The organism is Rhodobacteraceae bacterium D3-12, from assembly GCA_025916135.1.
Taxonomy (GTDB): domain Bacteria; phylum Pseudomonadota; class Alphaproteobacteria; order Rhodobacterales; family Rhodobacteraceae; genus JAKGBX01.
Genome location: CP104793.1, coordinates 187,164 through 213,394 on the forward strand (window position 1 = coordinate 187,164; position 26,231 = coordinate 213,394).

The window sequence follows — 26,231 nt, forward strand, 5'->3', positions numbered from 1 at the left end:
GTCAAACGCCTTGCGGCGTTAATGGAATGCCGCAAGGCTCAACTCATCAGAAACGTGGAGCTATCAAACGGCCGTTTCAGCCACGCCGACGGGCACATCGCTTTTGCGCAGCAGGATTTCGCTGTTGACGCGTGCTGTGCTTTTTCGGACGTCCAGAATGACGTCCAGCACTTTGTCTCTGTCGAAATTGAACGGGTGTTTGAACAGGTTGACCACCCGCACGTCGCCAGTGGTGATGTCTTTGTTCTCGATTTCGCTATCGCCGACGTAGGAGGATACCAGCAGATATTTATAGTCGACGTCCTGGATGTTTTTCAGGAAGGCATCAATGTCGCGATAGGACAGATGGATGAGGCAATCGCGGACAATCAACAGATCGCAGGCCGGGAGTTTGTCTTCGCAAATGTCGGCGCGTCCGAAGTCGACCTTGTCGGACCTGTATTTTTCATTGTTGTCCTTGATAAGGTCATCGACGATGTCCAGCCCGGTGTAGGTTACGTTGACCTTTTCCAGCACCAAACGCATCCAGTTGAAGTCGCCACAGGGCGCATCCACGATTGATTTGATGTCGTATTTTTCGATCAACTCTGGCAATTTGGTGCGCAGGTTGGTCGTTCTGTCCAGCTCCGAGCCTCTGCCGCTTGCCGACTCGGTGCTTTTCCACAGCCGCTTGCCGTAGATCTCTTCAAAGCGTTGGCGACGCGTTGGCAGGTTCATCATTGCGCGCCGGGAGGCCCTGTGAGCGGATCTGAACGGATATCTCAGGGCAAACACGATAAACGACAACGTGCCCAAGACGGGGCCTTTTCGGTCGACTTTGTCCCGAAACGTTCGGGTGAAAACTTCGGTAATCGCCATTGTCATGGACTCCGTGATAAATCTCGTAAGCTATCCCGGTTTTTTACACGTATTTGGGCGTTGAGACAACGCGGGCGTGATGGAGGCGGGTTTGTCCAAGGACTTTGCAGTCTTGGCGACGCCTCGAGCCGGTTGGCCCGCGGATGCGCCCTTGTGATTTCCAAGCGGCCTTTGCCGCGCCGGGCCCTTTACCCGCCGCGGACTGTGTCGATCATCAGTTGCACATTTTCGGGGTCGGCGTCGGGGGTGATGCCGTGGCCGAGGTTGAAGATGTGAGGGCCGTTTTTGAAGGCTTTGACGATGGCGCGGGTTTCGTCGATCAGGGGTTGGCCGCCGGTGACCATGTGGCGCGAGGCGAGGTTGCCTTGGACGCAACCGTCAACCTGCACGTTGGCCGCCGCCCAGTCGGGCGAGACGGAGTTGTCGAGCGCGACGCAATCTGCGCCGGTGGCTTTGTGGAAGCCGACATAGGCGTCACCCGCTTCGCGCGGGAAGGCAATGACGGGATTCCGGGGTGACGGGCTTTGAGAGCCGAGATGATCTGGCGGGTGGGTTCGAGCGCGTATTTTGCGAAGTCGTCGCCTTTGAGCGAGCCTGCCCAGCTGTCGAAAATCTTGACGCATTCGGCGCCGGCGTCGATCTGGCACGAGAGGTAGTCGATGGTCGCCTCGGTGATGCGGGCGAGGAGGGCTTCGAACAGCGCTCGGTTTTCGGATTTGAGCGCGTGGGCGGGCCCTTGGTCAGGGGTGCCGCGACCGGCGATCATATAGGTGGCCACGGTCCATGGGGCGCCAGCGAATCCGATGAGGGTGGTTTCAGCGGGCAATTCGCGGGTGAGGATTTTGACCGTCTCGTAGATCGGGTTCAGGACCTCGTGAATATCGCTGGCGGGTTTGAGCGCGTCGAAATCGGCCTGTGATGTGATGGTCGAGAGGCGCGGGCCTTCGCCGGTGACGAACCACAGGTCAGCGCCCAGCGCCTGTGGCACGAGCAGGATGTCAGCAAAGAGGATGGCCGCATCAAAGCCGTAGCGGCGGATCGGTTGCAGGGTGACTTCGGCGGCGAGTTCGGGGTTGTAGCAGAGCTTGAGGAAGTCGCCCGCCTGTGCCCGTGTGGCGCGGTATTCGGGCAGGTAGCGCCCGGCCTGACGCATCATCCAGATCGGCGGTGTGGGCAGTGTTTCGCCAGCGAGTGCGCGGAGGAGTGTCTTCTGCTCGGCCATGGTGCGTCATTCCTTTGTTTGCTGCGGCTTGGTCCCTTTCTGGTGGCGAGATGTCAAGGGGTGGGGATGTCGCGGCTGGGCGCCGGGGGTGGGTTTGGCGTGGCATCCGGGGTTGGCGTGGGGTTCGGGGTCGGCGTGGGGTCCGGGTCCGGCGGGGTGGTGCCGGAGATTTCCTCGGTATCGGCCCAGAGGCTGCGCAGGGTGTCGGCCTGATCCTCGAACAGATCGTCGAGCGGGGTGCAGTCATAGATCCGGTCGGTGCGGAAGTGCCGGAAAGAGGCGCGCAATTCGCACCACGCAGCGAGCATCGTGCAATTGAGGTGATAGATCAGCACAACCGGGCGCACGGTGCGTTCGGTCATGGCGCCGTCGGTGTCTTTGTAGGTGATGCGCAGTTTGCGGGCGTCACGGATGGCGGCGCGATAGGTCGAGATCGAGATACAGCCACGGGCGGGATCATCCATCGGCGCGCCCCATGGTGCGACAAAGAGCCAGTCGGCGGGACCGTGCAGCGCGTCGATCTTGCTACAGACGCGGGCGGCTGCGCGTTGCAGGGCGCTGTCGCCGGTGCGGGCCAGCATGGCGAGGCCGACGCGCAGGGCCTCGGTTTCCTCAAGGTCGAAGTTGAGCGGCGGCAGGTCATAGCCACGGCGCAGCACATAGCCGAGGCCGGCGGCGCCTTCGACGGGCACGCGCATCGCCTGAAGCGCGCTCATGTCGCGGTAGACGGTGCGCGGGGAGACTTCGAGTTCGGCGGCGAGGCTATCGGCGGTGCGCGGCGCGGGGGCGGCGCGCAGCAGTTGGATCAGTTCGAAGAGGCGGTCGGAACGGGGCATGGGCTTGGGCCTTGGCGGTTGTTGAATGCTGCCAGTTTAGCACGGGCTCCTGACAACAGGGTGGCAGGAGTGATGCTGTTTGGTCTTTCGGGCAACACCGGAGGGAATGAGCATGGCCTATTATGACGAGATTACAATGCTGCGGCTGGGATTGGGGCGCTGGTCCACGCCGGGCGGGCAGGTGGTGAGGACGCCCCCGCCAGTGCGGCCCCACCCACCCACCCGCCGCACTGGCGGGGGCTTGCGCGGGAGGTTCTGGCGTAGCCTGTGGGGCAAGCGGGGGAGCATGCGGTTTTGGGGAAAGATGAAGCGGGCGCGTGGGGGGTGAGCCTTTGGGAGCGCGGTCGTGCCGGGGGTTTTGATCGGGGTTTTTAGAGGGGGATTTCGGGGGTGGATTTTTCGGTTGAGACGACGATGGAGGTTCGGAATTTGCGCACGTTTCTGTCAGCGAAGAAGAAGCGGTGGGTGAAGGCTTCGTAATCGGCGATGTCTTTGGCCATGACGATCATGATGAAATCCGAATCCCCCGCGATGCAGTAGAAATGGGTGACTTGCCGGTCTTCGCGCGCCTTGCGTTTGAAGGCGTCGATTTGATCGAGGCGGTCGCGTTCCAGTTCGACAGAGACGATAGCGGTGACGCCGAGGCCGGCCTGTTTGGGATCGAGAATGGCGACCTCGCGGCGGATGGCACCGGAGTCGCGCAGGGCCTTGAGGCGGCGTTGCACCGACGCCGCAGAGAAGCCGGTCAGATCAGAGAGGGCCCTGAATCGAGGTTCTGGCGTTGCGTTGGAGGGTGTCGAGCAGTTTGCGGTCGGTTGGGTCCATGAGAGGGGGCGCTCAGATTTTGCTGGAATGTGATGGTATTCAATCACGAAGCGCGCATTTTGTCACTTTGTTGTGTCGCGGTCTGCGCCTAACCTCATTGGAATGAGACAAGGTGCCATTGCTATTCTTCCCCTTGCCGCCGGAGCGGCCATTTACGGTTTTGCCTTTGGGTTGCTGGCCGCGCAGGTCGGGTTTGCGTGGTGGGCTGTGGGGGTGATGAGTGCTGCGGTTCATGCCGGGTCGTCACAGATTGTGGCGGTGGAGCAGTTTGCCGATGCCGCGCCGGTTTTGGGGGTGTCTTCGGTTCTGGGCGCGGTGGCGGCGGGGGCGGCGCTTAACCTGCGCTATCTTGGGATTGTGGCGACGCTTTCGGAGGTGCTGGAGGGTTTGTCGCTTGGGGCCAAGCTGTTGGCTATTCACGTGACGGGCGACGAGAACTGGGCGTTGACGATGGCGGAGCGGGCCAAGTCCGAAACCGTCGGGGCGGCGTTTTTGATCGGATCGGGGCTGGTGATGATCAGCGTCTGGAGCGTTTCGACGACATTGGGGGCTGTGCTGGGTGCGGTTTTGCCGGATTTGGAGCGGTTCGGGCTTGGGTTTGCGTTTACCGCGGCGTTTATCGCCATGGCGCGGGGGTTGTGGCGGGGGCGGGTGAACCTTGTGCCTTGGGCTGTGGCCTTCGCGGTGGCGGTGGCCGTGGTGCAGGCAGGGTCGCCCAAGGCCTATGCCATAGTGGCCGGGACTTTGGCGGGGTTGCTGGCGTCTTATGTGCGGCGGCGGCTGGAGGGAAAAGCGTTATGAGCACAGCGCATTGGGTGTTGATTGTCATGCTCGCGGTGGCGGCGTTTGCAATTCGGCTGGCCGGGCTGTTTGCCGGCACGCGGATCAAGGCGTCGCGCCACGCATGGGTGCTTGAGGATGTGCCGGGGCTGATTGTGGTGAGCCTTGTCGCGGCGTCATTGGCCGGGCAGCCGGTTGAGATGTGGCTGGCGGCGGCCGTGGCATTGGCCGTTGCGGTGGTGAGCAATCATGTGATCGCAACGATGTGCGTCGGGGTGGCCGCCTTTGCGGCGCTTGCTGCTTTGATTGGCTAGGGCGGGGTGGGCAGCGTGGGCGGCGGAATGGTGCGGAATGGCATATGGCGGGGTCTAGTGCTTGAAAGCGCGGGATGCGCGCACTAACAGGGGGCATGACATTTGCTTTGCCCAGCCCCGCCTCGCCCCTCAAGATCGGCACCAGAGGATCGCCGCTTGCCCTTGCGCAGGCCCATGAGACGCGGGCGCGATTGGGCGCGGCGTTCGAGTTGCCGCCCGAGGCGTTCGAGATCGTGATCATCCGCACCAGCGGCGATGATGCGGCGTTGATTGCCAAGGATCGTCCGTTGAAGGAGATCGGCGGTAAGGGGTTGTTCACCAAGGAGATCGAGGAGCAGCTTGTCGCCGGTGGGATCGACATTGCGGTGCATTCGATGAAGGACATGCCGGTGGAGCAGCCGGACGGTTTGGTTTTGCAATGCTACCTGCCGCGTGAAGACGTGCGCGATGCGTTCATTTCGCCGGATTTCGACGGGTTGAGCGCGCTGCCGAAAGGGGCGGTTGTCGGCACGTCGAGCCTGCGGCGGCGGGCGCAGTTGAAGGTGGTGCGACCGGACCTTGAAGTGGTGGAATTTCGCGGCAATGTTCAGACCCGTTTGAAGAAGCTGGGGGCTGGCGTGGCGCAAGCGACGTTTCTGGCGATGGCGGGGTTGAACCGGCTGGGGCGGGAAGATGTGCCCGCGACGCCGATCGAGGTGGAGGACATGTTGCCCGCCGTGGCGCAAGGCGCGATCGGGATCGAGCGGCGTGGCAGTGACCATCGGGTCGGGGCGATGCTGGAAGCGATCCATGACCGGCAGACCGGTGAGCGGCTGGCGGCGGAACGCGCGTTTCTGGCGGCGCTGGACGGGTCGTGCGAGACGCCGATTGCCGGGCTGGCCGAGCTGAGCGGCGGCACGCTGCGGCTTCGCGGGGAGATATTGCGACCGGACGGCAGCGAGCGGCTGGCCGATGCCAGCGAGGGCGCGATCGAGGATGGTGCGGAGATCGGCCGGGAAATGGCCGAGCGTTTGTTGAAGCTGGCGGGGCCGGGCTTTTTCGACTGGCGCGGGTGAGCGGGGGTGATCACGCGGACCCATACCAAGGGCGATGCGCCCTCGACCGCCGTTTATTCGGAGTGCGAGGCTTATCGCTATGCTCTGACGCGGGTGTGGGACGAGGCCGGGCGCAAGGTGTTGTTTATCATGCTGAACCCGTCGACCGCGACCGAGGTGCAGAACGACCCCACGGTTGAACGGTGCGAGCGGCGGGCGCGGGCCTTGGGGTTTGGCGGGTTTCGCGTGACCAATATTTTCGCATGGCGCGACACCGACCCGCGCAAGATGCGCGCGGCCGCTGATCCGGTGGGACCATTGAATGACGCGACCATCACCGAGGGCTGTGGCTGGGCCGATCAGATCATCGCCGCCTGGGGCACGCATGGCGCGCATTTACAGCGCGGGCCAGCGGTTGAGGCATTATTGCGCGACAGTGGCCGAGAGATTTACCATCTTGGGTTAACCAAGGATGGTCATCCGAAACATCCGCTTTATATTGCCTATACGCAGCAACCGGAGCGGTGGTTTTGAGCGAGACAGGTGACAGGCAGCCCGACCGGTTGGCCGATCAGACACAGGCGATCCAGCAATTGACCCAAGAGGTTGAGCGGCTGAACTCGCATCGGTTTATCACCCTGCATAATTCGCGCTGGCGGATCCTTTTGTATTCGCTGGGGCGGGGGTTGGCGTTTGGCCTCGGCTCGGTCCTTGGGGCGACGATATTGGTGTCGATCGTCGGCTGGTGGGCGTCGCAATTTGAGTTCCTGCCGATCATCGGGGAATGGGCCGCGCGGCTGGTCGAGGAAATCGAACGGGCCGAGTGATGCGCGGGGGCGCGTCGGGTTTGAGCCGGGTTTGAGCGAGCGGGCCCTGACGGCCTCGGGCTCTAACGCGGCGTTAACCAGTTTACCCTTATAAATTTGACCGAACACGCGCCCGGAGCGAGAATGGCGCAGGCGTGTCTTGGGAACGAATGCAATGCTTTTTCTGGCTGGTTTGATGGGTATGGCCCTTGTTGGTGCCACGGTTTTCGTGGGCGTTGACGGATCTCTCTCGGGTGAGCGGGAGGGGGATGCGGACGGTGATGCAGAGCTGGACAACCCGCAAGAGGCCGAACATTTCATTGATTTTGGCGAGTTGATCACCGGCGGTGATGGGGATGCGTCCTTGGTCGGTGGCGGGGGTGATGACCTGATCAGCGGGGGGGCCGGGAACGACAGTGTCGACGGCGCGGCGGGCGACGATCATCTGCGTGGCGCGGCGGGGGATGACCAGCTTTTTGGCGGTGCGGGTGAAGACACGCTGCATGGCGAGTTGGGCAACGACACGCTGTTCGGCGGCGCGGAGGATGACGTGCTGTTTGGCCATGTCGGCGATGACGAGATGGATGGCGGCGCGGGGGATGACACGCTGGAAGCGGGTGACGGTGACGACCTGCTCGATGGTGGCGCGGGCGGTGATGCACTGCACGGCTTTCTGGGCGAAGATACGCTGGATGGTGGGGCCGGGGCGGATACGCTTTTTGGTGGTGAGGGCGATGACGTTCTGATCGGGATTGGCGACGGGGCCGGTGATATGTTGAACGGTGGCGCGGGCGATGATGTGATCGCGGCGGGTGGCGGCGACATGGTGACGGCGGGTGAAGGCGCGGACACGATCATGGTGAGCGACTGGGCGCTAGACGAGGTCGCGACGCTGACCGATTTTGAGATCGGAGAAGATTCGCTTGTGGTGTTTTATGACGACAGCGAAGGCGGGGCGGATTATGCGCTGAGCCTTGAGGCGGATCGCGAGGATGAGACGCTGACCCATGTGCTGTTGAATGACGAGATCGTTTTGTCGGTGGTGGATGGCGGGGCGATGAGCCTTGCTGATATCGCGCTTGTTCCGCAATCGGCGGCAGGATTGTTGGACGGGGTGGTTTAGGCCGGCGTATTTACGCGGGCTGCGGGCGGGGCAATTATGAGATTTTGCTTTCCATTGCGTGGGAATCCTTCTATACGCGCGCATCGTCCGGGAAAAACCTGGACGCTCTCCCATAGACCCTGCTGGACGACATCCCGGCTTGTGCCCTTCACCCTTTGAGATAAAGGAGATCCCGATGTCGATCACGCTTGAAGAAAAAGCAAAAGTTATGAAGGAATTTGGCACCAAAGAGGGCGACACAGGTTCGCCCGAAGTACAGGTTGCCATCCTGAGCTCGCGTATTGCAACGCTGACCGAGCACTTTAAGACACACAAGAAAGACAACCACGGCCGCCGTGGCCTGCTGAAGATGGTTGCCCAGCGTCGTAAGCTGTTGGATTACCTGAAAGGCAAGGATGAGGCGCGTTACGCGGACCTTATCAAACGTCTCGGCCTGCGCCGGTAAAACTCGGTTCCCGATGGAACAGAAGATCGCCCGCTTGATCCAAGCGGGCGATTTTGTTTTTTTAGAGCGGCGGCCCGACGGGTGGCCGCAAAGGCGTTTCGAAAAGACCTGATGCAAGGTTAAAGTCGAAATGCGCGACACCCATCAGTGGTATGGGCGCTTCGACAAGGCTTGGACTCCAAGCGCGTTTCGAAACGATTTAGGAAAGAAGGCCGCACGTGAAACAAGCCCTGAGTGATGCGCTGCAAGAGCGCGGATATGAAAGTCTGACCCCGGTACAGCAAGCGGTTCTGGATCCGGATCTGGAGGGGCGCGACCTGTTGGTGTCGGCGCAGACCGGATCGGGCAAAACCGTGGGGTTTGGCATCGCGATTGCACCAACCCTGTTGGGCGAGGCGGAGCGGTTTGACGCGGCGGGCGCGCCATTGGCGTTGGTGATCGCACCGACGCGGGAATTGGCGTTGCAGGTCAAACGCGAGCTGAGCTGGCTCTATGCGAAGGCGGGCGTTGTGGCGGCGTCTTGTGTTGGCGGGATGGACATGCGCGACGAGCGCCGCGCCTTGGCGCGGGGCGCGCATGTGGTGGTGGCGACGCCGGGGCGTTTGCGCGACCACATCATGCGCGGGTCGCTGGACATGACCGGGCTTAGGGCCGTGGTGTTGGATGAAGCGGACGAAATGCTGGACCTCGGGTTTCGCGAGGATCTGGAGTTTATCCTTGGCGAGTCTCCAGAGGGGCGGCAGACGCTGTTGTTTTCGGCCACGGTTCCGGCGTCGATCAACGGGTTGGCCAAGCGGTATCAGCGCGACGCGGTGCGGGTTGTCACCAAGTCGGAAGAGGGGCAGCACGCCGATATTGATTACCGCGCGATGATGGTCGCGGACCGCGACACAGAGAACGCGGTGATCAACTGTTTGCGGTTCTTTGATGCGCCCAATGCGATTGTGTTTGGCAATACGCGGGCGATGGTGAACCGGCTGACCACGCGGCTCTCGAACCGCGGGTTTCAGGTTGTTGCGCTGTCGGGGGAGCTGTCGCAGAGCGAGCGGACCCATGCCTTGCAGGCGATGCGGGACGGGCGGGCGCAGGTTTGCGTGGCCACGGATGTGGCGGCGCGGGGGATTGATTTGCCCAACCTTGATCTGGTCATCCACGCAGAGCTGCCGCGCGGGCATGAGACATTGCTGCACCGGTCGGGGCGGACGGGTCGGGCCGGGCGCAAGGGGGTGAGCGCGCTGATCGTGACCAAGAAGGACCGGCGCAAGGCGGAACGCATTTTGGGCGCAGCGAAGTTGAGCGCGGATTGGGGCACGGCCCCGTCGGCAGCAGAGGTGCGCGCGCGTGATGAAGACCGCATGTTTGCCGATAGCAGCTGGTCCGAGCCGGTGGCCGAGGCCGAGGCGGAAACCGTTGAGAAGCTGGTTAGCGGGTTCGGGCCTGAGCAACTGGCGGCGGCGTATCTGCGGCTTTATCGGGCGCAGCATTCAGCGCCGGAGGAATTGGGCGATGTCGATGCCAAGCCCGCGCCGCGGGTGGAGTTCGGGCCGAGCGTGTGGTTCGCCGTTTCCGGCGGGCGCGCGGCAGGGGCAGAGCCGCGGCGGCTTTTGCCGATGCTGTGCCGTGCGGGTGAATTGACCAAGGATGATATTGGCGCGATCCGGGTGCAGGAGGCGCAGTCCTTTGTGCAGATCAAAGAGACCAGCGTGGCCGGGTTTTTGGCCGCCGTTGGCGACGCGATGACGCTGGAAGAAGGGGCGACGCTGGAGCAATTGAAAGATGCGCCGGTGTTGGAACGGCCGGGGAAATTTGGCGGCAAGCCGGGTGGGAAGCCCGGTGGCAAGCCGGGGGTAAGCCGCGCGGCAAGCCCGGTGGTTTTGGCGGTGGTCATTCCGGTGGAAAGCCGGGCGGCTATGGCGGGGGCGGCAAGCCTCCTGCTGATAAAGCATGGGCCAAGCCCGACGCGCGGCCCGCTGCGCCAACCCGCGACGAGGCCAAGCCGCAACCGGCGAAGGCGCCAGCGGAGAAGCCCGCAAAATCGACCCCGCCGGTTGAGTGGAACGATGCGCCCGCGCCGAAGCCGCGCAAGCCCAAGCCGGGTGCAAAACCGGACGGGCGCAAGCCGCGCCACGGAGCGCCGGGTGCCGGAAAGGGCAAGCCCGGAGCGCCCGGAGCCAAGCCGGGCGATTCCAAGCCGAGGGATGCCGGGCACGGTAAAGCGCGCGCGCGGGGGGCGATGCAACCCCGACCCGCCCCGGAGGAGCGAAACCCAAACCCAAGGGCGCCGCGAACCCGAGCCAGTCCTTGAAGGGGCCACCGCCGCCCAAGGGCAAGTCCAGCAGCAAGAAAAACCGCGCCCGTGCCGCTGCGGCCAAGGCCAGTAAGGGCAAAAAGTAACGTCATACGTTAAGCTATTCCCGGTCCGATCGAACAGGTTGGGCCGGGGCGGCATGGTGGGTGCGAATTTGGGGTTGGCTTGAGGTGTAATGTTATAATATAACATTCACCTGTAATCAGCCAAACAGGGAATCAAACCTCATGCCCCAATCCGATCAACGTCTGCCTGTCACCGTTCTTTCCGGTTTTCTGGGAGCGGGGAAAACCACGCTTTTGAACCGGGTGTTGAACAACCGCGAAGGGCGTCGCGTGGCGGTGATTGTCAACGATATGTCCGAGGTGAATATCGACGCCGATCTGGTACGCGCGGGCGGTGCCGAGCTGAGCCAAGTCGACGAAACGCTGGTCGAGATGTCGAACGGTTGCATCTGTTGCACGCTGCGCGAGGATTTGTTGGTTGAGGTGCGCAAGCTTGCCGATGAGGGGCGGTTTGACACGTTGCTGATTGAATCAACGGGCATTTCCGAGCCGCTGCCGGTGGCGGCGAGTTTCGAGTTTCGCGACGAAGAGGGGCAGAGCCTGAGCGATATTGCGCGGCTGGACACGATGGTGACAGTGGTCGATGCCTGCAACCTGCTCAACGATTTTGCCAGCCACGATTTTCTGAACGACCGGGGCGAGAGCCTTGGGGAAGAAGATGAGCGCACGCTTGTGGACCTGCTGACCGAGCAGATCGAGTTTGCCGATGTCATCGTGTTGAACAAGGTGACGATCGCGGGCGAGGAGAAGGTGGACGCGGCGCGCAAGATCATTCGCAGCCTGAACGCTGATGCAAAGATCGTTGAGGCGGATTTCGGCGAGGTGCCCGTGGAGCGCATTCTGGACACCGGCCTGTTTGATTTTGAGCGCGCGCATGAGCATGCGGCATGGGCCAAGGAGCTGTATGGCTTTGCCGATCACGTGCCGGAGACCGAGGAATACGGGATTGCGTCCTTTGTGTATCGCGCGCGGCGCCGTTTGATCCGGTGAAGATTCATCAGGCGCTGAACGAGCCATTGCCGGGGGTGATCCGGGCAAAGGGGCATTTTTGGGTGGCGACGCGGCCCGATTGGGTGGCGGAGTTTTCGCTGGCCGGTGCGCTTTCGACGGTGAAGCCATTGGGCAAATGGTGGGCGACCATCCCGGAGGAGCGCTGGCCCGATCATGCGCAGGCGCTGGAGTATATCCGCAATCATTGGCAGGAGCCGTTCGGTGACCGGCGCCAAGAGTTGGTGTTCATCGGCGCGGGGATTGACTGGCCCCGGTTGAAGGCACAGTTGGACGGATGCCTTGCGCCGGTTGAAAGCAGCGACGGGTTGGCGGGATTTGCCGGGGCTGACGATCCGTTCCCGCTCTGGCGGGATGCCCGCGAGGCGGCGTGATGCGGCGCCACGACAACCGCGGTGCGGTGCCGATAAAGCGGCGTTGGCGCCGGGGCGACCCGATGCGCGCCTATGATGCGCTGCCGGCGCCGCTGCGCCACTGGATGGCGGGGGCGGCGCTTCCTTGGTCGCCGGCGTCGTGCATGAAAATCTGGTCGAAGGCGGCGAGTGCGGAGGAGGCGCTGGCGCGGTTGGAGCGCGCAGAGCGCAAAATGCTCTCAAACGAATGACGGGTTTGCATGGGCGGGCCGGCTTTTGCGAGGGAGACACAGGCCGCGCCGTTTGGTGAGGATCAGCCCCGTGCTCTGGTCCGGTGGGGTTTTCCTTTCCAAACGGGGCAAACTCCTCTATAGCCCGCAGCATCTGAGACGTGACGCCTTGATAGCCCCCGGGCGCGTGCATGAGGATAGGGGGCGGCGGCAATGGGGCCGCTATGAAAACGGGAGACCCGGGAACGCCCGGGAGTGCTTCCAGATAGGAAACGATACATGTTCAACGTAACGACGAAAAGCATGGAGTGGGGCGAAGAAACCCTCACTCTGGAAACGGGCAAGGTTGCTCGTCAGGCGGATGGCTCGGTCATCGCCACATTGGGTGAAACTTCGGTCATGGCCAACGTGACATTCGCCCGCAAACAAAAACCGGGGCAGGATTTCTTTCCGCTGACGGTTCACTACCAAGAGAAATACTATGCCGCCGGTAAAGTTCCGGGCGGCTTTTTCAAGCGTGAGGCACGGCCCACCGAGAAAGAAACTCTGACTGCGCGTTTGATCGACCGTCCGATCCGCCCGCTGTTCGTTCCCGGCTTCAAAAACGAAGTTCTGGTGATGTGCACCGTGCTGTCGCACGATCTGGTCAATGACCCGGATATGGTTGCGATGATCGCCGCCAGTGCCGCGCTGACCCTGTCGGGCGCGCCGTTCATGGGGCCGATTGCCGGTTGCCGCGTTGGTTTCGAGGATGGCGAATACATCCTGAACCCGGAAGTCGACGACATGCAGGACCTGCGCAACAACCCTGATCAACGTCTTGATCTGGTTGTGGCGGGCACCAAAGACGCCGTCATGATGGTTGAATCCGAAGCCTATGAGCTTTCGGAAGCGGAAATGCTGGGCGCGGTGAAATTCGCCCATGAGGCGATCCAGCCGGTGATCGATCTGATCATTGATCTGGCCGAAGATGCGGCGAAAGAGCCGTTCGACTTCACTCCGCCGGATTACAGCGCGCTGTATGACGCCGTGAAAGCCGCTGGTGAGACAGAAATGCGCGCCGCGTTCGCGATTTCCGACAAGCAGGAGCGCACCGCCGCTGTTGCCGCCGCACGCGAAACGATCATGGGTAAGCTGAGCGAAGAGCAGCTGGAAGATGGCAACCTCGGTTCGGCTATGAAGAAGCTGGAAGCGGGTATCCTGCGCGGTGACGTGGTGAAAACCGGCACCCGGATTGACGGTCGTAAGACCGACGAGATCCGCCCGATCGTTTGCGAAACCGGCCTGTTGCCGCGGACGCATGGCTCGGCTTTGTTCACCCGTGGCGAGACGCAGGGTCTGGTTGTGACCACGCTGGGCACCGGCGACGATGAGCAATTCATCGACGCGCTGCATGGCAACTTCAAATCCAACTTCCTGCTGCATTACAACTTCCCGCCCTATTCGGTTGGTGAAGTTGGCCGCGTAATGGGCCCGGGCCGTCGTGAGATTGGTCACGGCAAGCTGGCATGGCGTGCGCTTCAGGCGGTTCTGCCGTCGGCGACCGACTTCCCTTATACGCTGCGGTTGGTGTCGGAGATCACGGAATCGAACGGTTCGTCCTCGATGGCGTCGGTTTGCGGTGGCTCCTTGTCGATGATGGACGCGGGTGTTCCGCTGAAATCGGCAGTGGCCGGTGTTGCAATGGGTCTGATCCTTGAAGAAGACGGGTCTTATGCGATCCTGTCCGACATTCTGGGCGACGAAGATCACCTTGGCGATATGGACTTCAAAGTGGCGGGGACCGAAAACGGGATCACCTCGCTTCAGATGGACATCAAGGTGGCCGGGATCACACCGGAAATCATGGAGAAAGCCCTGGCGCAAGCCAAGGATGGCCGGATGCATATCCTGGGCGAGATGAACAAGTCGCTTGCGGGCGCTGGTGATTTCTCGGTCCATGCGCCGCGCATCGAAACGATGCAGGTTCCGACCGATAAGATCCGTGAAGTGATCGGTTCGGGCGGTAAGGTGATCCGTGAGATCGTTGAAGTGTCGGGCGCGAAGGTCGACATCAACGACGATGGCATCATCAAGATCGCCTCGCCCAACGGAGAAGCGATTCAGAAGGCTTATGACATGATCCATTCGATCGTGGCCGAGCCGGAAGAAGGCGCGATTTACAAAGGCACGGTTGTGAAAATCGTCGACTTTGGCGCGTTCGTGAACTTCTTTGGCAAGCGTGACGGGCTGGTGCATGTCAGCCAGATCGAGAACCGCCGTTTGAACCACCCGTCCGACGTTCTGAAAGAAGGTCAGGAAGTTTGGGTCAAATTGCTGGGCTTTGACGATCGCGGCAAAGTGCGTTTGTCGATGAAAGTTGTCGATCAGGACACCGGCAAAGAAGCCACGAAGGACGAAGCCGAGGACTGATCTGTCCCGCTTTGAAAGAATAGAGAGGCCCCGGTTTGCGCCGGGGCCTTTTTGCTGTCTGGCGGCGGTTAGGGTGCGGTGCGTTTTATGGCGGGCGGCGGCGCAAGGAAGTTATCGTCAAGCTGGCCCTCGTTTGAGGTGCTGGCGTCGGCGACGGCGAATTCCTGAAGCCCGCTGAACAAGGTATCGACCACACGATCCAGCTCTACAGTAGCGGCGTGCGATTCTTCCGAGCGGGCGGCGTTGCTTTGTGTGACATGCTCAAGCGTGGAAATCGCGGTTTGGATGCGCGCGACGGATTGCGATTGTTCTTCGGCGACGGAGGCGACTTCGGAGATGTTGTCGGAGGCGGTTTTGACCTCGTCCACGATTTGACCGAGCGTGTCGCCAATGGAGGACACCAGAGAGGTGCCGTTGACCACCTGTGATTTGCTTTGCTGAATCAGGGCGTTGATGCTTTTGGCCGCCTCGGAGGAGCGATGGGCCAAAGCGCGCACTTCGGAGGCGACAATGGCGAAACCGGCACCGGCCTTGCCGGCGCGCGAGGCTTCGACCCCGGCATTGAGCGCCAGAAGATTGGTTTGGAAGGAAATATCCTCGATCAGGGCGACGATGTTATTGATTTCACCGGATGAGGTTTCAATAGCGCGCATGGCATCGAGGGCCTGTTCAAAGGCTTGGGCGCCTTCCGTGGTGGACGACAGGGTGCGTTGAAAGCGCGATTGCGTGTCGGAGGTGCGCAGAGAGGCGGCTTGCATCGTGCTGGAAATCTCGTTGATAGAGGCGGAAATGTCGCCCACGGCTTTGGATTGCTCTTCGGTGCTGTGGGCGATCTGACTGGACGAACCGGCAAGTTCATTCGAGTTGAGCCGGATTTGTCCCGACAGGTCGATCACCTCGGCGACCGCATGGCGCAGAGCGGCGATTGCGGCGTTGAAGCTTTGGCGCAAGTCTTCGTATTTATTTGGAAAGGGGCGATCGAGTGTGACGGTCAAATCGCCGCTTTCAACCCGGCCAAGACCCCCACGCAATTGATTGACCACATCGCTCTGGGCGCGGTCTTTGGCTTCTATGGTGCTTTTTTCACGCTCAAGCGTTTGCATGGTTTCGGACAGCACCGTCTTGTCATTGTCGATCGTATTGATGCGTCTGCGCGTGTTGTGCGCGGCAACTACAAGGATGATGGTTTCGATGACAACAATGACCGAGTGGAGCATGGTGCGGCCAATATTCCCGGCAAGATCACTTGAGGGGTAAACCAAGGCAGGGAGGAGGAAGGTCAGCGACAGGTGGTGAGCCGCGATGACCGCAGCCGTAAACACCAAGGCAATCGGATCAGCGAGCAGCGAGATCACGGCGAGGGCCGCGAAAAACGCCATATGGCTGTCGACTTGCCAAGGGTGTCCGGCGAAGGAGGCGGTGAAGATGGCGCATTGCCCGACAAGCGCGGCAGAAACGCCCAGCCGCGACGGCAAGGTGAGGCCGAGGCCGTAAAAAGCCATTGCAATCACGCTTAACACCCCGGAGGCGATAGCAAACAGGACCACGTTCGCCCCCAGCAAGATGGCAACGGCAATGGATGGGGCGCTGGCCAACACGGTGAGAACGGCGAGGAGGCGCAACGGGCGGCGCCGAAATTCGAAAAGGTCAGTCTTGGCTGTCATAGCGCCCCTCCGCAAAACAGTGATGATGTGGCGCCGTTCAACACGAACCAAGCGCCGTTCGATTTGAGCCGTTCGGAAAAGCCGGCATCAGGGAAAGCGCCATATTGCCCAAATGCAGCGCGGCGCGGGCCGATCACCTGCCCGCCGGACCGAACGATCATTTCGTCAATGTCGGACCAAGGCGGGGCGACGACCAGAACAGGCCCGTCCGGAACAGGCCCGCCAAATTGTGCGGATGGGCTGGCAAGGGTCAGCACGGGGACCGCCAGAAAGCCAAACAGCAAACACAAGCCAAGCAGGCCATATTGGGTATATGCACGCATATCACCGGTTTAGAGCCGTATCGTGATTATCCGGTTAATCGCATCGCAGGTTTGACACGTTTTTAGCGAATGCGGTTGACCGCGCGTCAGCGACGTATTTTCAGGTTTATTCCCCCTTATTTTCGCGTCTGCGTCCCCTACATCACTCCCATCAAGTTGACGCGCGCGTAAAGCGGGGCAGGCCACACACGGAGCCTTTCGTTTCAAGCGTTTCACCGACCCCGCCCGAGGCGGGGGCAAGGTGGGACGATTGGGGCGATCATGCGGACAACGGAACCCACTCGCGGGTCGTCTCTGAGCTCAGGGACCGCAGGGGTCTCGCCGGGATGGGCGAGACCCCTGCGTTGTGTTCGGGACCAAAAAAGGCCCCGCCGAAGTGGCGAGGCCCTGTCGTATCGTTTTGTGGTGTATTGCTGTCTGGCTGCGCTTAGCTGGGATCGTCTGTGAAGCGCAGGTAGGGCAGTTTGATGTCGAGGCGACCGTATTTCGCCTTGGCATCAGCGTCATTGAGCGACATGGCGACCACGACGTCCTGCCCTTTGACCCAGTTGGCGGGTGTGGCAATGGGTTGACCAAAGGTGGCCTGAAGCGCGTCGAGTGCGCGCAGGACCTCGGCGAAGTTGCGCCCGATGGTCATGGGGTAGGTCATCGAGAGCTTGAGCTGTTTGTCGGGGCCGATGATGAAGACGGAGCGCACGGTGGCGGAATCCGCCGGGGTGCGGCCATCGGGGAGGTAGGCCTCGGCCGGGAGCATGTCGAAGGCTTTGGAGACGGCGAGGTCTTCGTCAGCGATAATCGGGAAGCCCGCGGGGGCCCCGGCAAAGCCTTCGATGTCGCCTTTCCATTTCTTGTGATCCTCGACCCCATCAACAGAGACGCCGATCACTTTGGTGTCACGCTTGGCCCATTCATCGGCAAGCTGTGCAACCGCACCGAATTCGGTGGTGCAGATCGGGGTGAAATCCTTGGGGTGGGAAAACAGGATGGTCCAGTTGTCCCCGATGAAATCGTGAAACTGGATCGTGCCCTGATCTGTTTCAGCGGTGAAGTTGGGAACGGTGTCATTGATACGCAAAGCCATGAGTGATTCCTTTCGGCTGTGGATTGACGGTTGCCTAGAACCTAGGGTGTGTCGCGGCGTTTTTCACCCCCTCTCTTGCAGGTGGTCGAGGGGAATGACAGAGTGCGCGGGAATTGGGAAGATTGGTCGCGGGTGTGGCCAAGGGAAACAGAGGAAACTAGCATGATCGAGAAGCGTCAGTTCTATATCAATGGTCGTTGGGTTAACCCGGTTGAAGGGCGTGATCACCCGGTGATCGACCCATCGACGGAAGAGGCGTTTGCCGTGATTTCGCTGGGCGGGCAGGCCGATACGGATGCCGCCGTTGCCGCCGCCAAGGCGGCGCTGCCGGGCTGGATGGCGACGCCCAAGGAAGAGCGGATTGCCTGTCTTGAGCGGCTGGTCGATATCTACAAGTCCCGCAGCCAAGAGATGGCGCAGGCGATCACCAGCGAAATGGGTGCGCCGATTGATTTGTCCAGCACGGCGCAATCGGGCGCGGGCATGAGCCACCTCAAGAATTTCATCCGCGCGGCCAAGGGGTTTGATTTTGTGCGCCCATTGGGTGACCACGCGCCGGACGACCGGATCATCTATGAGGCGGTCGGCGTTGCCGCGCTGATCACGCCGTGGAACTGGCCGATGAATCAGGTCACGCTCAAGGTGGGTGCGGCGGCGGTTGCCGGTTGCACCATGATCCTGAAGCCGTCCGAAGAGACGCCGCTGGATGCGATGCTGTTTGCCGAGATGATGGACGAGGCGGGCTTCCCTGCTGGTGTCTTTAACCTTGTGAACGGCGATGGCGCGGGTGTTGGCAGCCAGCTTTCGGCGCATAAAGACGTTGATATGGTGAGCTTTACCGGCTCGACCCGTGCCGGCACGCTGATTTCGAAATCGGCGGCGGATACGCTTAAGAAAGTGCATCTTGAGCTGGGCGGCAAAGGTGCCAATGTGGTGTTTGCCGATGCCGACGAAAAAGCGGTGAAGCGCGGTGTGATGCATATGATGAACAACACTGGCCAAAGCTGTAACGCGCCATCGCGGATGCTGGTTGAACGCGCCAAGTATGACGACGCTGTGGAAGAAGCGGCGGCGGCGGCTGCGCAGGTTTCGGTGGGCAACGCCCATGACCAAGGCCGCCATATCGGCCCGGTGGTGAACGCCACGCAATGGGAGAAGATTCAGGGACCTTATTCAGGCCGGGATCGACGAAGGTGCGAAGCTGGTTGCCGGTGGCACCGGGCGTCCCGAGGGGCTTAACAAAGGCTATTTCGTGCGCCCGACGGTGTTTGCCGATGTGACGCCCGACATGCGGATTTACCGTGAAGAAATCTTTGGGCCGGTTTTGTCGATTTCGGTGTTCGATACGGAAGAAGAAGCGATCGAGATGGCCAACGACACGGTTTACGGTCTGACCAACTATGTTCAGACGCAGGACGGTGCGCGGTTGAACCGGATGGCGAAGGCTTTGCGCTCGGGCATGGTTGAAATGAATGGTCAGCCGCGCGGGGCGGGCTCGCCCTTTGGCGGGATGAAGCAGTCGGGCAATGGCCGTGAGGGCGGTGTCTTTGGCATCGAAGATTTCCTTGAGGTCAAGGCGGTATCCGGCTGGTCGAGCGCCAACGACTAAGGTTCAAGTGGACTTGTGACATGATCCGGGGCTATCACGGCCCCGGATTTCTTTTTGAAAGACGCTGATGCAAAACTCGCCTTCCTCGCTGACCTTTGTGCCGGAAACGGTGCTGAAACGGGATGTGTTCTCGGAGACGATCTCGGGGCATCTGGCGGAGGCACCGGAGCGCAAGGTGGCGCTTCGTAAGCTGGACGAGGTGCCGTGGTGGGCGCGGCCATTGGCGTGGTTTCTGGCGCGGCGCGAGATCAGGGGATTGCGCGCGGTGCAGGGCATCGAGGGGGTGCCGGAATTGCTTCGCGCCGACAAGGTGGGGCTTTTGCGCAGTTGGTCGCACGGAACACCGTTGCAATTGGCGCGACCGAGCGAGGCCTTGTGGTTTCGCGATGCCAAGCGGTTGCTGCGCGAGATGCGGCGGCGCGGCGTCACCCATAACGACATTGCCAAGCCGCAAAACTGGCTCATGGCGCCGGACGGGCGGGCGGCGGTGATTGATTTCCAACTGGCCAGTGTGCATCGCCGCAAAGGCAAGTTGTTTCGGATCATGGCGCGCGAGGATCTGCGCCATTTGTTGAAACAGAAGCGCAATTTTGCACCGCATCTGCTGACCCCGGCGGAGCGCAAGATGCTTGAGCAAAAGGCGCTGCCGACACGGATTTGGATGGCGACGGGCAAGCGGGCCTATAATTTCGTGACACGGCGGTTGATGAACTGGTCCGATGGCGAGGGCACCGAGGACCGGATTGAGCGCGATGGTGCGGCGGTGAAGGCGACGCTGGCCGCGGGCGGTGTGGGCGATGTGGCGCTGGCCACTTATGCGCTGCCGGCCAGGGGCGTGGGGATCTATGCCTTTGCCGAGACGGATATGGATGCGGCGGCGCTGCGCGCGCTGGTGCCCGAGGCGCAGGCGGAGTTGGTGCAGGGGGTTGCGGTGCTCCCCCGGCGGGCGGATGGCAGCGTGCGGGCGGATGTGTTGCAGTTGATTGCGGCAAACCGGCTGGACGAGCTTGAGCTGATCCTCGAGGCGGAGCCGGATTTGGTAGCTGTGGTCAAGCCAATCATTGCCGGGCGGCTGAACCTGACGGACAGGGTTTTGAAGTCCTGAGGCGGGTCTCTAAGGGGCGTTCGGGGAGGCGCGGATCAACGTGTGCGCGGGGCTTCCTGCATGGTGCCGGCTGTGCCAAAGGTGTTTTGGATCAAAACGTTGATATAGAGTGCCGCCATGATGAAGGCCATCGGAACGGTCGCGAAGACCAGATAGATGACGAGGGCATGTGACCAGCTGACGTCATAGGCGAAGAGGGCCACAAGCGAGGCGATGACAGCCACGAGCCCGGAGAGAAGCACCGAAAAAAACGCCATTTTGTGTCTTCCTTCCCATGGGCACCATCACGTGAGGCGCGATCGAATATCCGAGGTTTCACCCCAGACTTTAAGACGACGCCTCGTTACAAGCGCGATGCGGACAACCCTAGCCACGAATGTGATCGAATTAAGGCAGGTTTGGGACGTGCGCCGGGCAAAGCATTTTTCCGCCGGAAACAGCGTGAAACTAGGCGAATTTCCTTTCATAAGTGTTAACAAGTGGCGCGTGTTAAGTGTTTGTAAGCGCATATCGGCGCATATCAACGAGGGATGACTTATGGCAAATGACGAGCCGCAGGGCGGTTTGACCCTGCGAACACAGGCGATGCCGGCGGATGTGAACGTGAACGGCGATATCTTTGGTGGCTGGGTTTTGAGCCAGATGGATATTGCCAGCGGCATCACCGCATCAGAGCGCGCCAACGGGCGGGTGACGACTGTGGCTTTGGATGCGATGAAGTTCATCCGGCCGGTGGGTGTGGGCGATATTCTATGCGTCTACACACGGGTCAGCCGGGTCGGGCGCACGTCGATGGCGATTGCCACCGAAGCCTGGGCTTTGCGCCATCTGGAGGGGCAGCGCGAGAAGGTGACGGAAGCGGTGTTCACCTTTGTGGCGATCGACGATGACGGGCGGCCAAGGCCGGTTCCGACAGAGACGTGAGTGGGGTGGCGGCCGGGCTGCAAGGCAGTTGCCCCGGTTCGTGCGGCGGCTGCACCGGTAGCTGTGGGGCTGGAAAAGACGAGATACCGACCGCCGGAAGGTTGGTGCGGAGGGCTGGGTGGTCGTCTTATTTACCCTTGAGCAACGCTCCCAGTCCCGGTTTTTTCTTGGCCTGAGCGGCTTGCCTGCGGGCCTCGGTGTGCGCCTCGTTGATCATTTTGTGATACCGTGCCGCCATGACCTTGGCCGCTTCGGGCGTCATGTGGTCGATGTCGGTGCCGTCCTTTTGAAAGAACGCCTCGGCGCCCATCTCGCGGGCGACCTCGGTCGGATCAAAGAAGCGGTCGCCGAGCTGGTTGGCGCCGGATTGGACGATCTCGGCCAAGGCGCGTCGCACGTTGTTGGCGACCTCGTATTGAGGCAGGTCCGGCGGACGTTGGTGGCTGACCCAGATGATGGGTCTGTTTTTGAGCGTCGACTTGATCTGCTTCATCAGACGGTGAGTTTCCTTTTCCGAGAGCCGCTCCATTTCGATGGGCAGGAGGGGCAGCGATATGCCTGCTTCGGCCTCGGCTGTGATCTGGTCTGCATAGCGTTCCTGTTCGCGTTTGGCGAAGGTGTTCACCGTCATCTGCTTGCGGCCCACGGTGGCGACGAATTCGCGCAAGGCGCAGATTTCGATGACGAAAACACGGAAGGTATCCCAGAGAGTCGCAAGCGATTCGAGCCGTCGGCACAGCTGTTCGCGCGACGTGCCGTTGACGAAAAGCTCTGTCGAGGCATGGTCCGAGACGAGATGGATCGTGTCCGGGCGGTATTGCGGCGCCCCGGCCATGTGGCGGACGAACTGGAGAGTCTGGGCCGGCGTGTGGAAGCGGTGCGGCGTCGAGCGCGCCATGAGACCCTCGGTGTTTTGGAGCGCGTTGACAGGGTCATGCATCCGGCAGGTGCCGATAAACATCGCGCGGGTCTGGGCGGCGGTTGTGTTCATGTTTTTAGTCCTACCTCTGCAAATACCGGCACAAGTTACGTTCACCCGAATTTTTTCGCGCGCTGTCGCCGGGTTCAGGGCTCTTTTGACAAGCGCCACCAATTGTCTAAGGCGCTTTATGGCACAACTTGCAGGGGGCCGGAATAGTTTTTGCCACTATATAGGGCAGGCCGTGTACGGGACAGGGAGGGGCGGCGGGGGCGCGGCCTATGACCAAATAGAAAAGCCCCGGTGCAGTGAACCGGGGCTTGGATGGAATGTGACTGAGGCGCTTTTTAGAGCACGGTGACCTTGGTGCCGACGGGCACGCGGGTATAGAGGTCTTTGACGTGTTCGTTGATCATGCGGATACAGCCGTTGGAGACCGAGCGCCCGATCGAGCTAGGCGAGGTGGTGCCGTGGATGCGGAAGTAGGTGTCACGCCCGTTTTGGAACAGGTAGAGCGCGCGCGCGCCAAGCGGGTTGCCGGGGCCGCCGGGCTGAACATAGTCGTTGCCCTTGAACTTGGCATAGGCCCTTGGGTCACGCTCGATCATTTCGTTTGTGGGGCGCCATGTGGGCCATTCTTTTTTGACCTGAATGACGGCGGTGCCGGTGAATTCAAGCCCGGCTTTGCCGACGCCAACGCCATAGCGCAGAGCGGTGCGCGGTGCGGTGACGAAATAGAGGAAATGCGCCTTGGGCAGGATCAGCAATTGACCCGGTTGATAGGCCGGGCCGATCTTGACCGGTTGCGGTGTGAAAATCGGATTGAGTTCAAAGGATTGCGCAACATGCGGCGCGGCAAGGGTCGCGGCGGTGCTGGCAAGGAAGGTGCGGCGAGAAATCATGGTTGGTCCCCGGATATGACATGCACTTGTTTATCTAGAGAATCGTTAGCGCAAAGTGAAGAATTACTCAACGCAGCGCACGCAAACGTTAGATGTGGTTGTTGCATTGGCGGATCACTGGTGAATCCTTGAGCAGCGCGGCGGGCAGAGGATTTTGCTAAAGAAAAAGCGTTTTACCAAAGAAAAACGCGGCCCCCTTGTCGGGAACCGCGTTTCGAAACCAGTGATGACCCCGGCATGCCGAGGTCAAAAAGGCTTAGGCCAGCGCGAGGTTGATCGCAGCTTCGCGACCGTCACGGCCAGGTTCGATGTCGAACGTGACTTTCTGATCGTCGCTGAGGCCGGTCAGGCCCGAACGCTCGACGGCGCTGATGTGGACGAAAACGTCCTTGCCGCCAGTTTCAGGTGCGATGAAGCCGAAGCCTTTGGTTGTGTTGAACCATTTTACGGTGCCAGTGGCCATATCCGTAGTCTCCTATAAATGCTGCCCGCGGTAGTGCGGCAACTCGGCGTAGTCGGTCTGGATCGATGGACTGAGCGCCGTTTGAAGGGAGACAGTGGGTCGAAATAGAATAACGTCTGCAGGGAGGCATATGGGGGCTGGCGCGGAATAAAGCAAGAGAATTCGGTAGGTGGATAATTTGTGGCGGATTGGCGCTTGGGGGGCAGCGCGGGCTTTACCGTGCGTTAACCATGGGGCTTCTAGGGTTGGGGCATGTCGAATTATCGCAGATTGCGCATTCCGGGCGCGCCGGTGTTCTTTACTGTTTGCTTGTCCGAACGGGGCGGGTCGCTGTTGGTGGATGAGATATTGCGGCTGCGTGCAGCGGTGCGGGCCACGATGGCAGAGCGGCCGTTTGAGGCGCTGGCGTGGGTGGTGTTGCCGGATCATATGCACTGCGTGTGGCAGTTGCCGGCGGGGGACAGCGGGTATTCGGTACGGTGGGGGGCAATAAAATCAAGATTTTCTAGGGCGTTGCGCGATGGCGGTAGGGTGGAACCCCACCCTACGACGTTCGGCGAGCAAGATTGCAAAGGGAGAGACCGGGATTTGGCAACGGCGTTTCTGGGAGCATCATTTGCGAAGCGAGCGCGATGTTGCGGCGGCGGTCCGCTATTGCTGGGACAATCCGGTAAAGCACGGGCTGGTGGAGACGCCGGAGGCGTGGCGGTATTCTTCAGTACATCGGGACGTGCGCACCGAAGACGGCGCGGTGTAGGGTTTGCATTCGGCGCATCGTTTGTGAGGTCGAAGTGTACGAGAGTTCCGCCGAATCAGCACCCTACAGTGTTTGATATGGGTGGCGTGGCCCGCGCGAGGTATTTGAACGGGGCGCGAACGGGTGTTTGCCACGCAAACACCCTGCCTCGCGCTGGCGACAAAACGGCGCGCCGTTTTGCGCCTTATCGCGTAAATTTCTTATGTTTCAACCGCTTCGGCTCCAGCGCATCGGCGCCCAGACGGCGTTTTTTGTCTTCCTCGTAGTCCTCGAAGTTGCCTTCGAACCATTCGACATGGGCCTCGCCTTCGAAGGCGAGGATGTGGGTGCAGATGCGGTCGAGGAAGAAGCGGTCGTGTGAGATGACCACGGCGCAGCCGGCGAAATCGACGAGGGCGTCTTCCAAGGCGCGCAGGGTTTCGACGTCGAGGTCGTTGGTCGGTTCATCGAGGAGCAGCACGTTGCCGCCCTCTTTCAACAGGCGGGCCATGTGCACGCGGTTGCGTTCACCACCCGAAAGCAGGGAGACTTTTTTCTGTTGATCGCCGCCTTTGAAGTTGAAGGCCGAGCAATAGGCGCGGGAATTGACCTGTGCGTCGCCCAGTTCGATTATCTCGGCGCCGCCGGTGATCGCCTCCCAGACCGAATCGCCGTCTTTGAGATCGTCGCGGGATTGATCGACGTAGGAGAGTTCGACCGTATCGCCGTATTCGATGCTGCCGGCGTCGGGTTGTTCATTGCCGGTGAGCATTTTGAACAGTGTCGATTTACCCGCGCCGTTGGGGCCGATCACGCCGACGATGCCGCCGGGGGGCAGAGAGAAGCTGAGGTCTTCGATCAGTAGCTTGTCGCCCATCGCCTTGTTGAGGTTTTCGACCTCGATCACCTTGGAGCCGAGGCGCTGACCATTGGGGATGACGATCTGGGCGCGGGCGAGTTTTTCGCGCTCGGACTGGTTGGCCAGTTCGTTATAGGCGTTGATCCGGGCCTTGGACTTGGCTTGGCGCGCTTTTTGCCCTTGGCGCATCCAGTCGAGTTCGCGCTCAAGCGTTTTCTGCTTGGACTTGTCCTCGCGGGCTTCGTGCTCAAGCCGTTTGGCCTTTTGTTCGAGCCATGAGGAGTAGTTGCCCTCGTAGGGAATGCCGCGGCCGCGGTCGAGTTCGAGAATCCAGCCGGTGATGTCATCAAGGAAATACCGGTCGTGGGTCACGATCAGGATGGTGCCCTTGTAGTCGATCAGGTGCTGTTGCAGCCAAGCGATGGTTTCGGCGTCGAGGTGGTTGGTCGGTTCATCGAGCAACAGCATTTCAGGCGCTTCGAGCAGCAGTTTGCAGAGCGCCACGCGGCGGCGTTCACCGCCCGAGAGGGTGGCAACGTCGGCGTCATCCGGCGGGCAGCGCAGCGCCTCCATCGAGACGTCGATCTGGGCGTCGAGATCCCAGAGGTTGGCGCTGTCGATTTCGTCTTGCAGGGTGGCCATTTCCTCGGCTGTTTCGTCCGAGTAGTTCATGGCGAGTTCGTTGTAGCGGTCGAGGATCGCCTTTTTGCTGGCGACGCCGAGCATGACGTTTTCGCGCACCGAGAGCGTTTCGTCGAGTTTGGGTTCCTGTGGCAGGTAGCCGACTTTGGCGCCTTCGGCGGCCCAAGCTTCGCCGGTGAAATCCGTATCCAGCCCGGCCATGATTTTCATCAAGGTCGATTTACCGGCGCCGTTGACGCCGACCACGCCGATTTTCACGCCGGGCAAAAAGCTGAGGTGGATGTTCTCGAAGCATTTCTTGCCGCCGGGGTAGGTCTTGGAGACGCCCTGCATGTGATAGACATATTGGTTGGAAGCCATGGGTGTACCCTCGTCAGTGCGGTTG

25 protein-coding genes and 4 pseudogenes are annotated in these 26,231 nt (G+C 61.1%); 15 read left to right on the forward strand and 14 right to left on the reverse strand.

Translation table 11 applies throughout. From position 1 onward, the window contains the following. Positions 1 to 63 precede the first annotated feature (63 nt). The 6 genes and pseudogenes from N4R57_00900 to N4R57_00925 form a co-directional block, all read right to left on the reverse strand. The gene (locus N4R57_00900) at positions 64 to 717 is read right to left on the reverse strand and encodes a methyltransferase domain-containing protein (protein UYV37714.1); all 654 of its coding nucleotides are present in this window, start codon (positions 715 to 717) and stop codon (positions 64 to 66) included. Between the two features lie 329 nt (positions 718 to 1,046). Next, on the reverse strand, positions 1,047 to 1,481 hold the full coding sequence (locus N4R57_00905; protein ID UYV39483.1) for a hypothetical protein: 435 nt from the start codon (positions 1,479 to 1,481) through the stop codon (positions 1,047 to 1,049). After that, positions 1,421 to 2,011 (reverse strand): annotated as a pseudogene (locus tag N4R57_00910) (uroporphyrinogen decarboxylase). Before N4R57_00910 ends, N4R57_00905 begins: the two are co-directional and overlap by 61 nt. Before the next feature lie 122 nt (positions 2,012 to 2,133). After that, positions 2,134 to 2,916 carry a YafY family transcriptional regulator gene (locus N4R57_00915; protein ID UYV37715.1) on the reverse strand — a complete coding sequence of 261 codons (783 nt, stop codon included), beginning with the start codon at positions 2,914 to 2,916 and terminating at the stop codon, positions 2,134 to 2,136. A gap of 371 nt (positions 2,917 to 3,287) precedes the next feature. Continuing rightward, the gene (locus N4R57_00920; protein ID UYV37716.1) at positions 3,288 to 3,641 is read right to left on the reverse strand and encodes an Lrp/AsnC family transcriptional regulator; all 354 of its coding nucleotides are present in this window, start codon (positions 3,639 to 3,641) and stop codon (positions 3,288 to 3,290) included. Between the two features lie 25 nt (positions 3,642 to 3,666). Beyond that, positions 3,667 to 3,741, reverse strand: a complete 75-nt coding sequence (locus tag N4R57_00925) for an Lrp/AsnC family transcriptional regulator (protein UYV39484.1) — start codon at positions 3,739 to 3,741, stop codon at positions 3,667 to 3,669. A gap of 102 nt (positions 3,742 to 3,843) precedes the next feature. On the opposite strand from N4R57_00925, the gene N4R57_00930 reads away from it, so the two are divergent. The 11 genes and pseudogenes from N4R57_00930 to pnp all read left to right on the forward strand — a co-directional run bounded on the left by N4R57_00930 (position 3,844) and on the right by pnp (position 14,619). After that, a complete protein-coding gene (locus tag N4R57_00930; protein ID UYV37717.1) occupies positions 3,844 to 4,542 on the forward strand; it encodes an AzlC family ABC transporter permease in 699 nt (232 codons plus the stop codon). After that, positions 4,539 to 4,835, forward strand: a complete 297-nt coding sequence (locus tag N4R57_00935) for an AzlD domain-containing protein (protein ID UYV37718.1) — start codon at positions 4,539 to 4,541, stop codon at positions 4,833 to 4,835. The genes N4R57_00930 and N4R57_00935 overlap by 4 nt, the downstream gene beginning before the upstream one ends. A gap of 95 nt (positions 4,836 to 4,930) precedes the next feature. Continuing rightward, entirely contained in the window at positions 4,931 to 5,890 is a 960-nt protein-coding gene (hemC, locus tag N4R57_00940; GenBank protein UYV37719.1) for a hydroxymethylbilane synthase, read from the forward strand. A gap of 6 nt (positions 5,891 to 5,896) precedes the next feature. Beyond that, on the forward strand, positions 5,897 to 6,403 hold the full coding sequence (locus tag N4R57_00945) for a DUF1643 domain-containing protein (GenBank protein ID UYV37720.1): 507 nt from the start codon (positions 5,897 to 5,899) through the stop codon (positions 6,401 to 6,403). Beyond that, positions 6,400 to 6,696: a DUF5665 domain-containing protein gene (locus N4R57_00950; protein UYV37721.1), complete on the forward strand. Its 297-nt coding sequence runs from the start codon at positions 6,400 to 6,402 to the stop codon at positions 6,694 to 6,696. Before N4R57_00945 ends, N4R57_00950 begins: the two co-directional genes overlap by 4 nt. A 154-nt stretch (positions 6,697 to 6,850) precedes the next feature. Next, entirely contained in the window at positions 6,851 to 7,798 is a 948-nt protein-coding gene (locus tag N4R57_00955) for a calcium-binding protein (GenBank protein UYV37722.1), read from the forward strand. Positions 7,799 to 7,973: 175 nt separating this feature from the next. Next, entirely contained in the window at positions 7,974 to 8,243 is a 270-nt protein-coding gene (rpsO, locus tag N4R57_00960) for a 30S ribosomal protein S15 (protein UYV37723.1), read from the forward strand. Between the two features lie 218 nt (positions 8,244 to 8,461). Continuing rightward, a pseudogene (locus tag N4R57_00965) lies at positions 8,462 to 10,637 on the forward strand (DEAD/DEAH box helicase). Positions 10,638 to 10,778: 141 nt separating this feature from the next. Beyond that, positions 10,779 to 11,998: pseudogene (locus tag N4R57_00970) on the forward strand (GTP-binding protein). Next, entirely contained in the window at positions 11,998 to 12,228 is a 231-nt protein-coding gene (locus N4R57_00975) for a DUF6525 family protein (GenBank protein ID UYV37724.1), read from the forward strand. Before N4R57_00970 ends, N4R57_00975 begins: the two are co-directional and overlap by 1 nt. 258 nt (positions 12,229 to 12,486) lie before the next feature. Further along, entirely contained in the window at positions 12,487 to 14,619 is a 2,133-nt protein-coding gene (gene pnp / locus N4R57_00980) for a polyribonucleotide nucleotidyltransferase (GenBank protein UYV37725.1), read from the forward strand. Between the two features lie 68 nt (positions 14,620 to 14,687). Here pnp and N4R57_00985 read toward each other — a convergent pair whose 3' ends face one another. The 3 genes from N4R57_00985 to N4R57_00995 all read right to left on the reverse strand — a co-directional run bounded on the left by N4R57_00985 (position 14,688) and on the right by N4R57_00995 (position 17,687). After that, positions 14,688 to 16,283: a methyl-accepting chemotaxis protein gene (locus N4R57_00985; GenBank protein ID UYV37726.1), complete on the reverse strand. Its 1,596-nt coding sequence runs from the start codon at positions 16,281 to 16,283 to the stop codon at positions 14,688 to 14,690. Beyond that, complete coding sequence (locus N4R57_00990; protein ID UYV37727.1) at positions 16,280 to 16,606, reverse strand: hypothetical protein; 327 nt, start codon at positions 16,604 to 16,606, stop codon at positions 16,280 to 16,282. Before N4R57_00990 ends, N4R57_00985 begins: the two co-directional genes overlap by 4 nt. Positions 16,607 to 17,033: 427 nt before the next feature. Next, complete coding sequence (locus tag N4R57_00995) at positions 17,034 to 17,687, reverse strand: peroxiredoxin (GenBank protein UYV37728.1); 654 nt, start codon at positions 17,685 to 17,687, stop codon at positions 17,034 to 17,036. A gap of 162 nt (positions 17,688 to 17,849) precedes the next feature. Here N4R57_00995 and N4R57_01000 point away from each other — a divergent pair. Together N4R57_01000 and N4R57_01005 are read left to right on the forward strand one after the other, a co-directional pair. Continuing rightward, a pseudogene (locus tag N4R57_01000) lies at positions 17,850 to 19,296 on the forward strand (aldehyde dehydrogenase family protein). Positions 19,297 to 19,363: 67 nt separating this feature from the next. Beyond that, on the forward strand, positions 19,364 to 20,401 hold the full coding sequence (locus N4R57_01005) for a serine/threonine protein kinase (GenBank protein UYV37729.1): 1,038 nt from the start codon (positions 19,364 to 19,366) through the stop codon (positions 20,399 to 20,401). A gap of 35 nt (positions 20,402 to 20,436) precedes the next feature. On the opposite strand, the gene N4R57_01010 is transcribed toward N4R57_01005, so the two are convergent. Continuing rightward, positions 20,437 to 20,658: a hypothetical protein gene (locus N4R57_01010; protein ID UYV37730.1), complete on the reverse strand. Its 222-nt coding sequence runs from the start codon at positions 20,656 to 20,658 to the stop codon at positions 20,437 to 20,439. Positions 20,659 to 20,938: 280 nt separating this feature from the next. Between N4R57_01010 and N4R57_01015 the strand changes: the two genes are divergently transcribed. Beyond that, positions 20,939 to 21,325 (forward strand): acyl-CoA thioesterase, encoded by a 387-nt coding sequence (locus tag N4R57_01015; protein ID UYV37731.1) that lies wholly within the window; start codon positions 20,939 to 20,941, stop codon positions 21,323 to 21,325. A 127-nt stretch (positions 21,326 to 21,452) separates the two neighbouring features. Here N4R57_01015 and N4R57_01020 read toward each other — a convergent pair whose 3' ends face one another. From N4R57_01020 to N4R57_01030, 3 genes are all read right to left on the reverse strand, one after another. Then, a complete protein-coding gene (locus tag N4R57_01020; protein ID UYV37732.1) occupies positions 21,453 to 22,316 on the reverse strand; it encodes a hypothetical protein in 864 nt (287 codons plus the stop codon). Positions 22,317 to 22,591: 275 nt separating this feature from the next. Further along, positions 22,592 to 23,146, reverse strand: coding sequence for a L,D-transpeptidase (locus tag N4R57_01025; protein UYV37733.1), 555 nt, complete (start codon positions 23,144 to 23,146; stop codon positions 22,592 to 22,594). A gap of 256 nt (positions 23,147 to 23,402) precedes the next feature. Continuing rightward, entirely contained in the window at positions 23,403 to 23,609 is a 207-nt protein-coding gene (locus N4R57_01030; protein ID UYV37734.1) for a cold-shock protein, read from the reverse strand. 520 nt (positions 23,610 to 24,129) lie between these two features. Here N4R57_01030 and N4R57_01035 point away from each other — a divergent pair. After that, positions 24,130 to 24,366, forward strand: a complete 237-nt coding sequence (locus N4R57_01035; GenBank protein UYV37735.1) for a hypothetical protein — start codon at positions 24,130 to 24,132, stop codon at positions 24,364 to 24,366. Positions 24,367 to 24,550: 184 nt separating this feature from the next. Here N4R57_01035 and ettA read toward each other — a convergent pair whose 3' ends face one another. Continuing rightward, positions 24,551 to 26,206, reverse strand: coding sequence for an energy-dependent translational throttle protein EttA (gene ettA / locus N4R57_01040; protein ID UYV37736.1), 1,656 nt, complete (start codon positions 26,204 to 26,206; stop codon positions 24,551 to 24,553). Positions 26,207 to 26,231 lie beyond the last annotated feature (25 nt).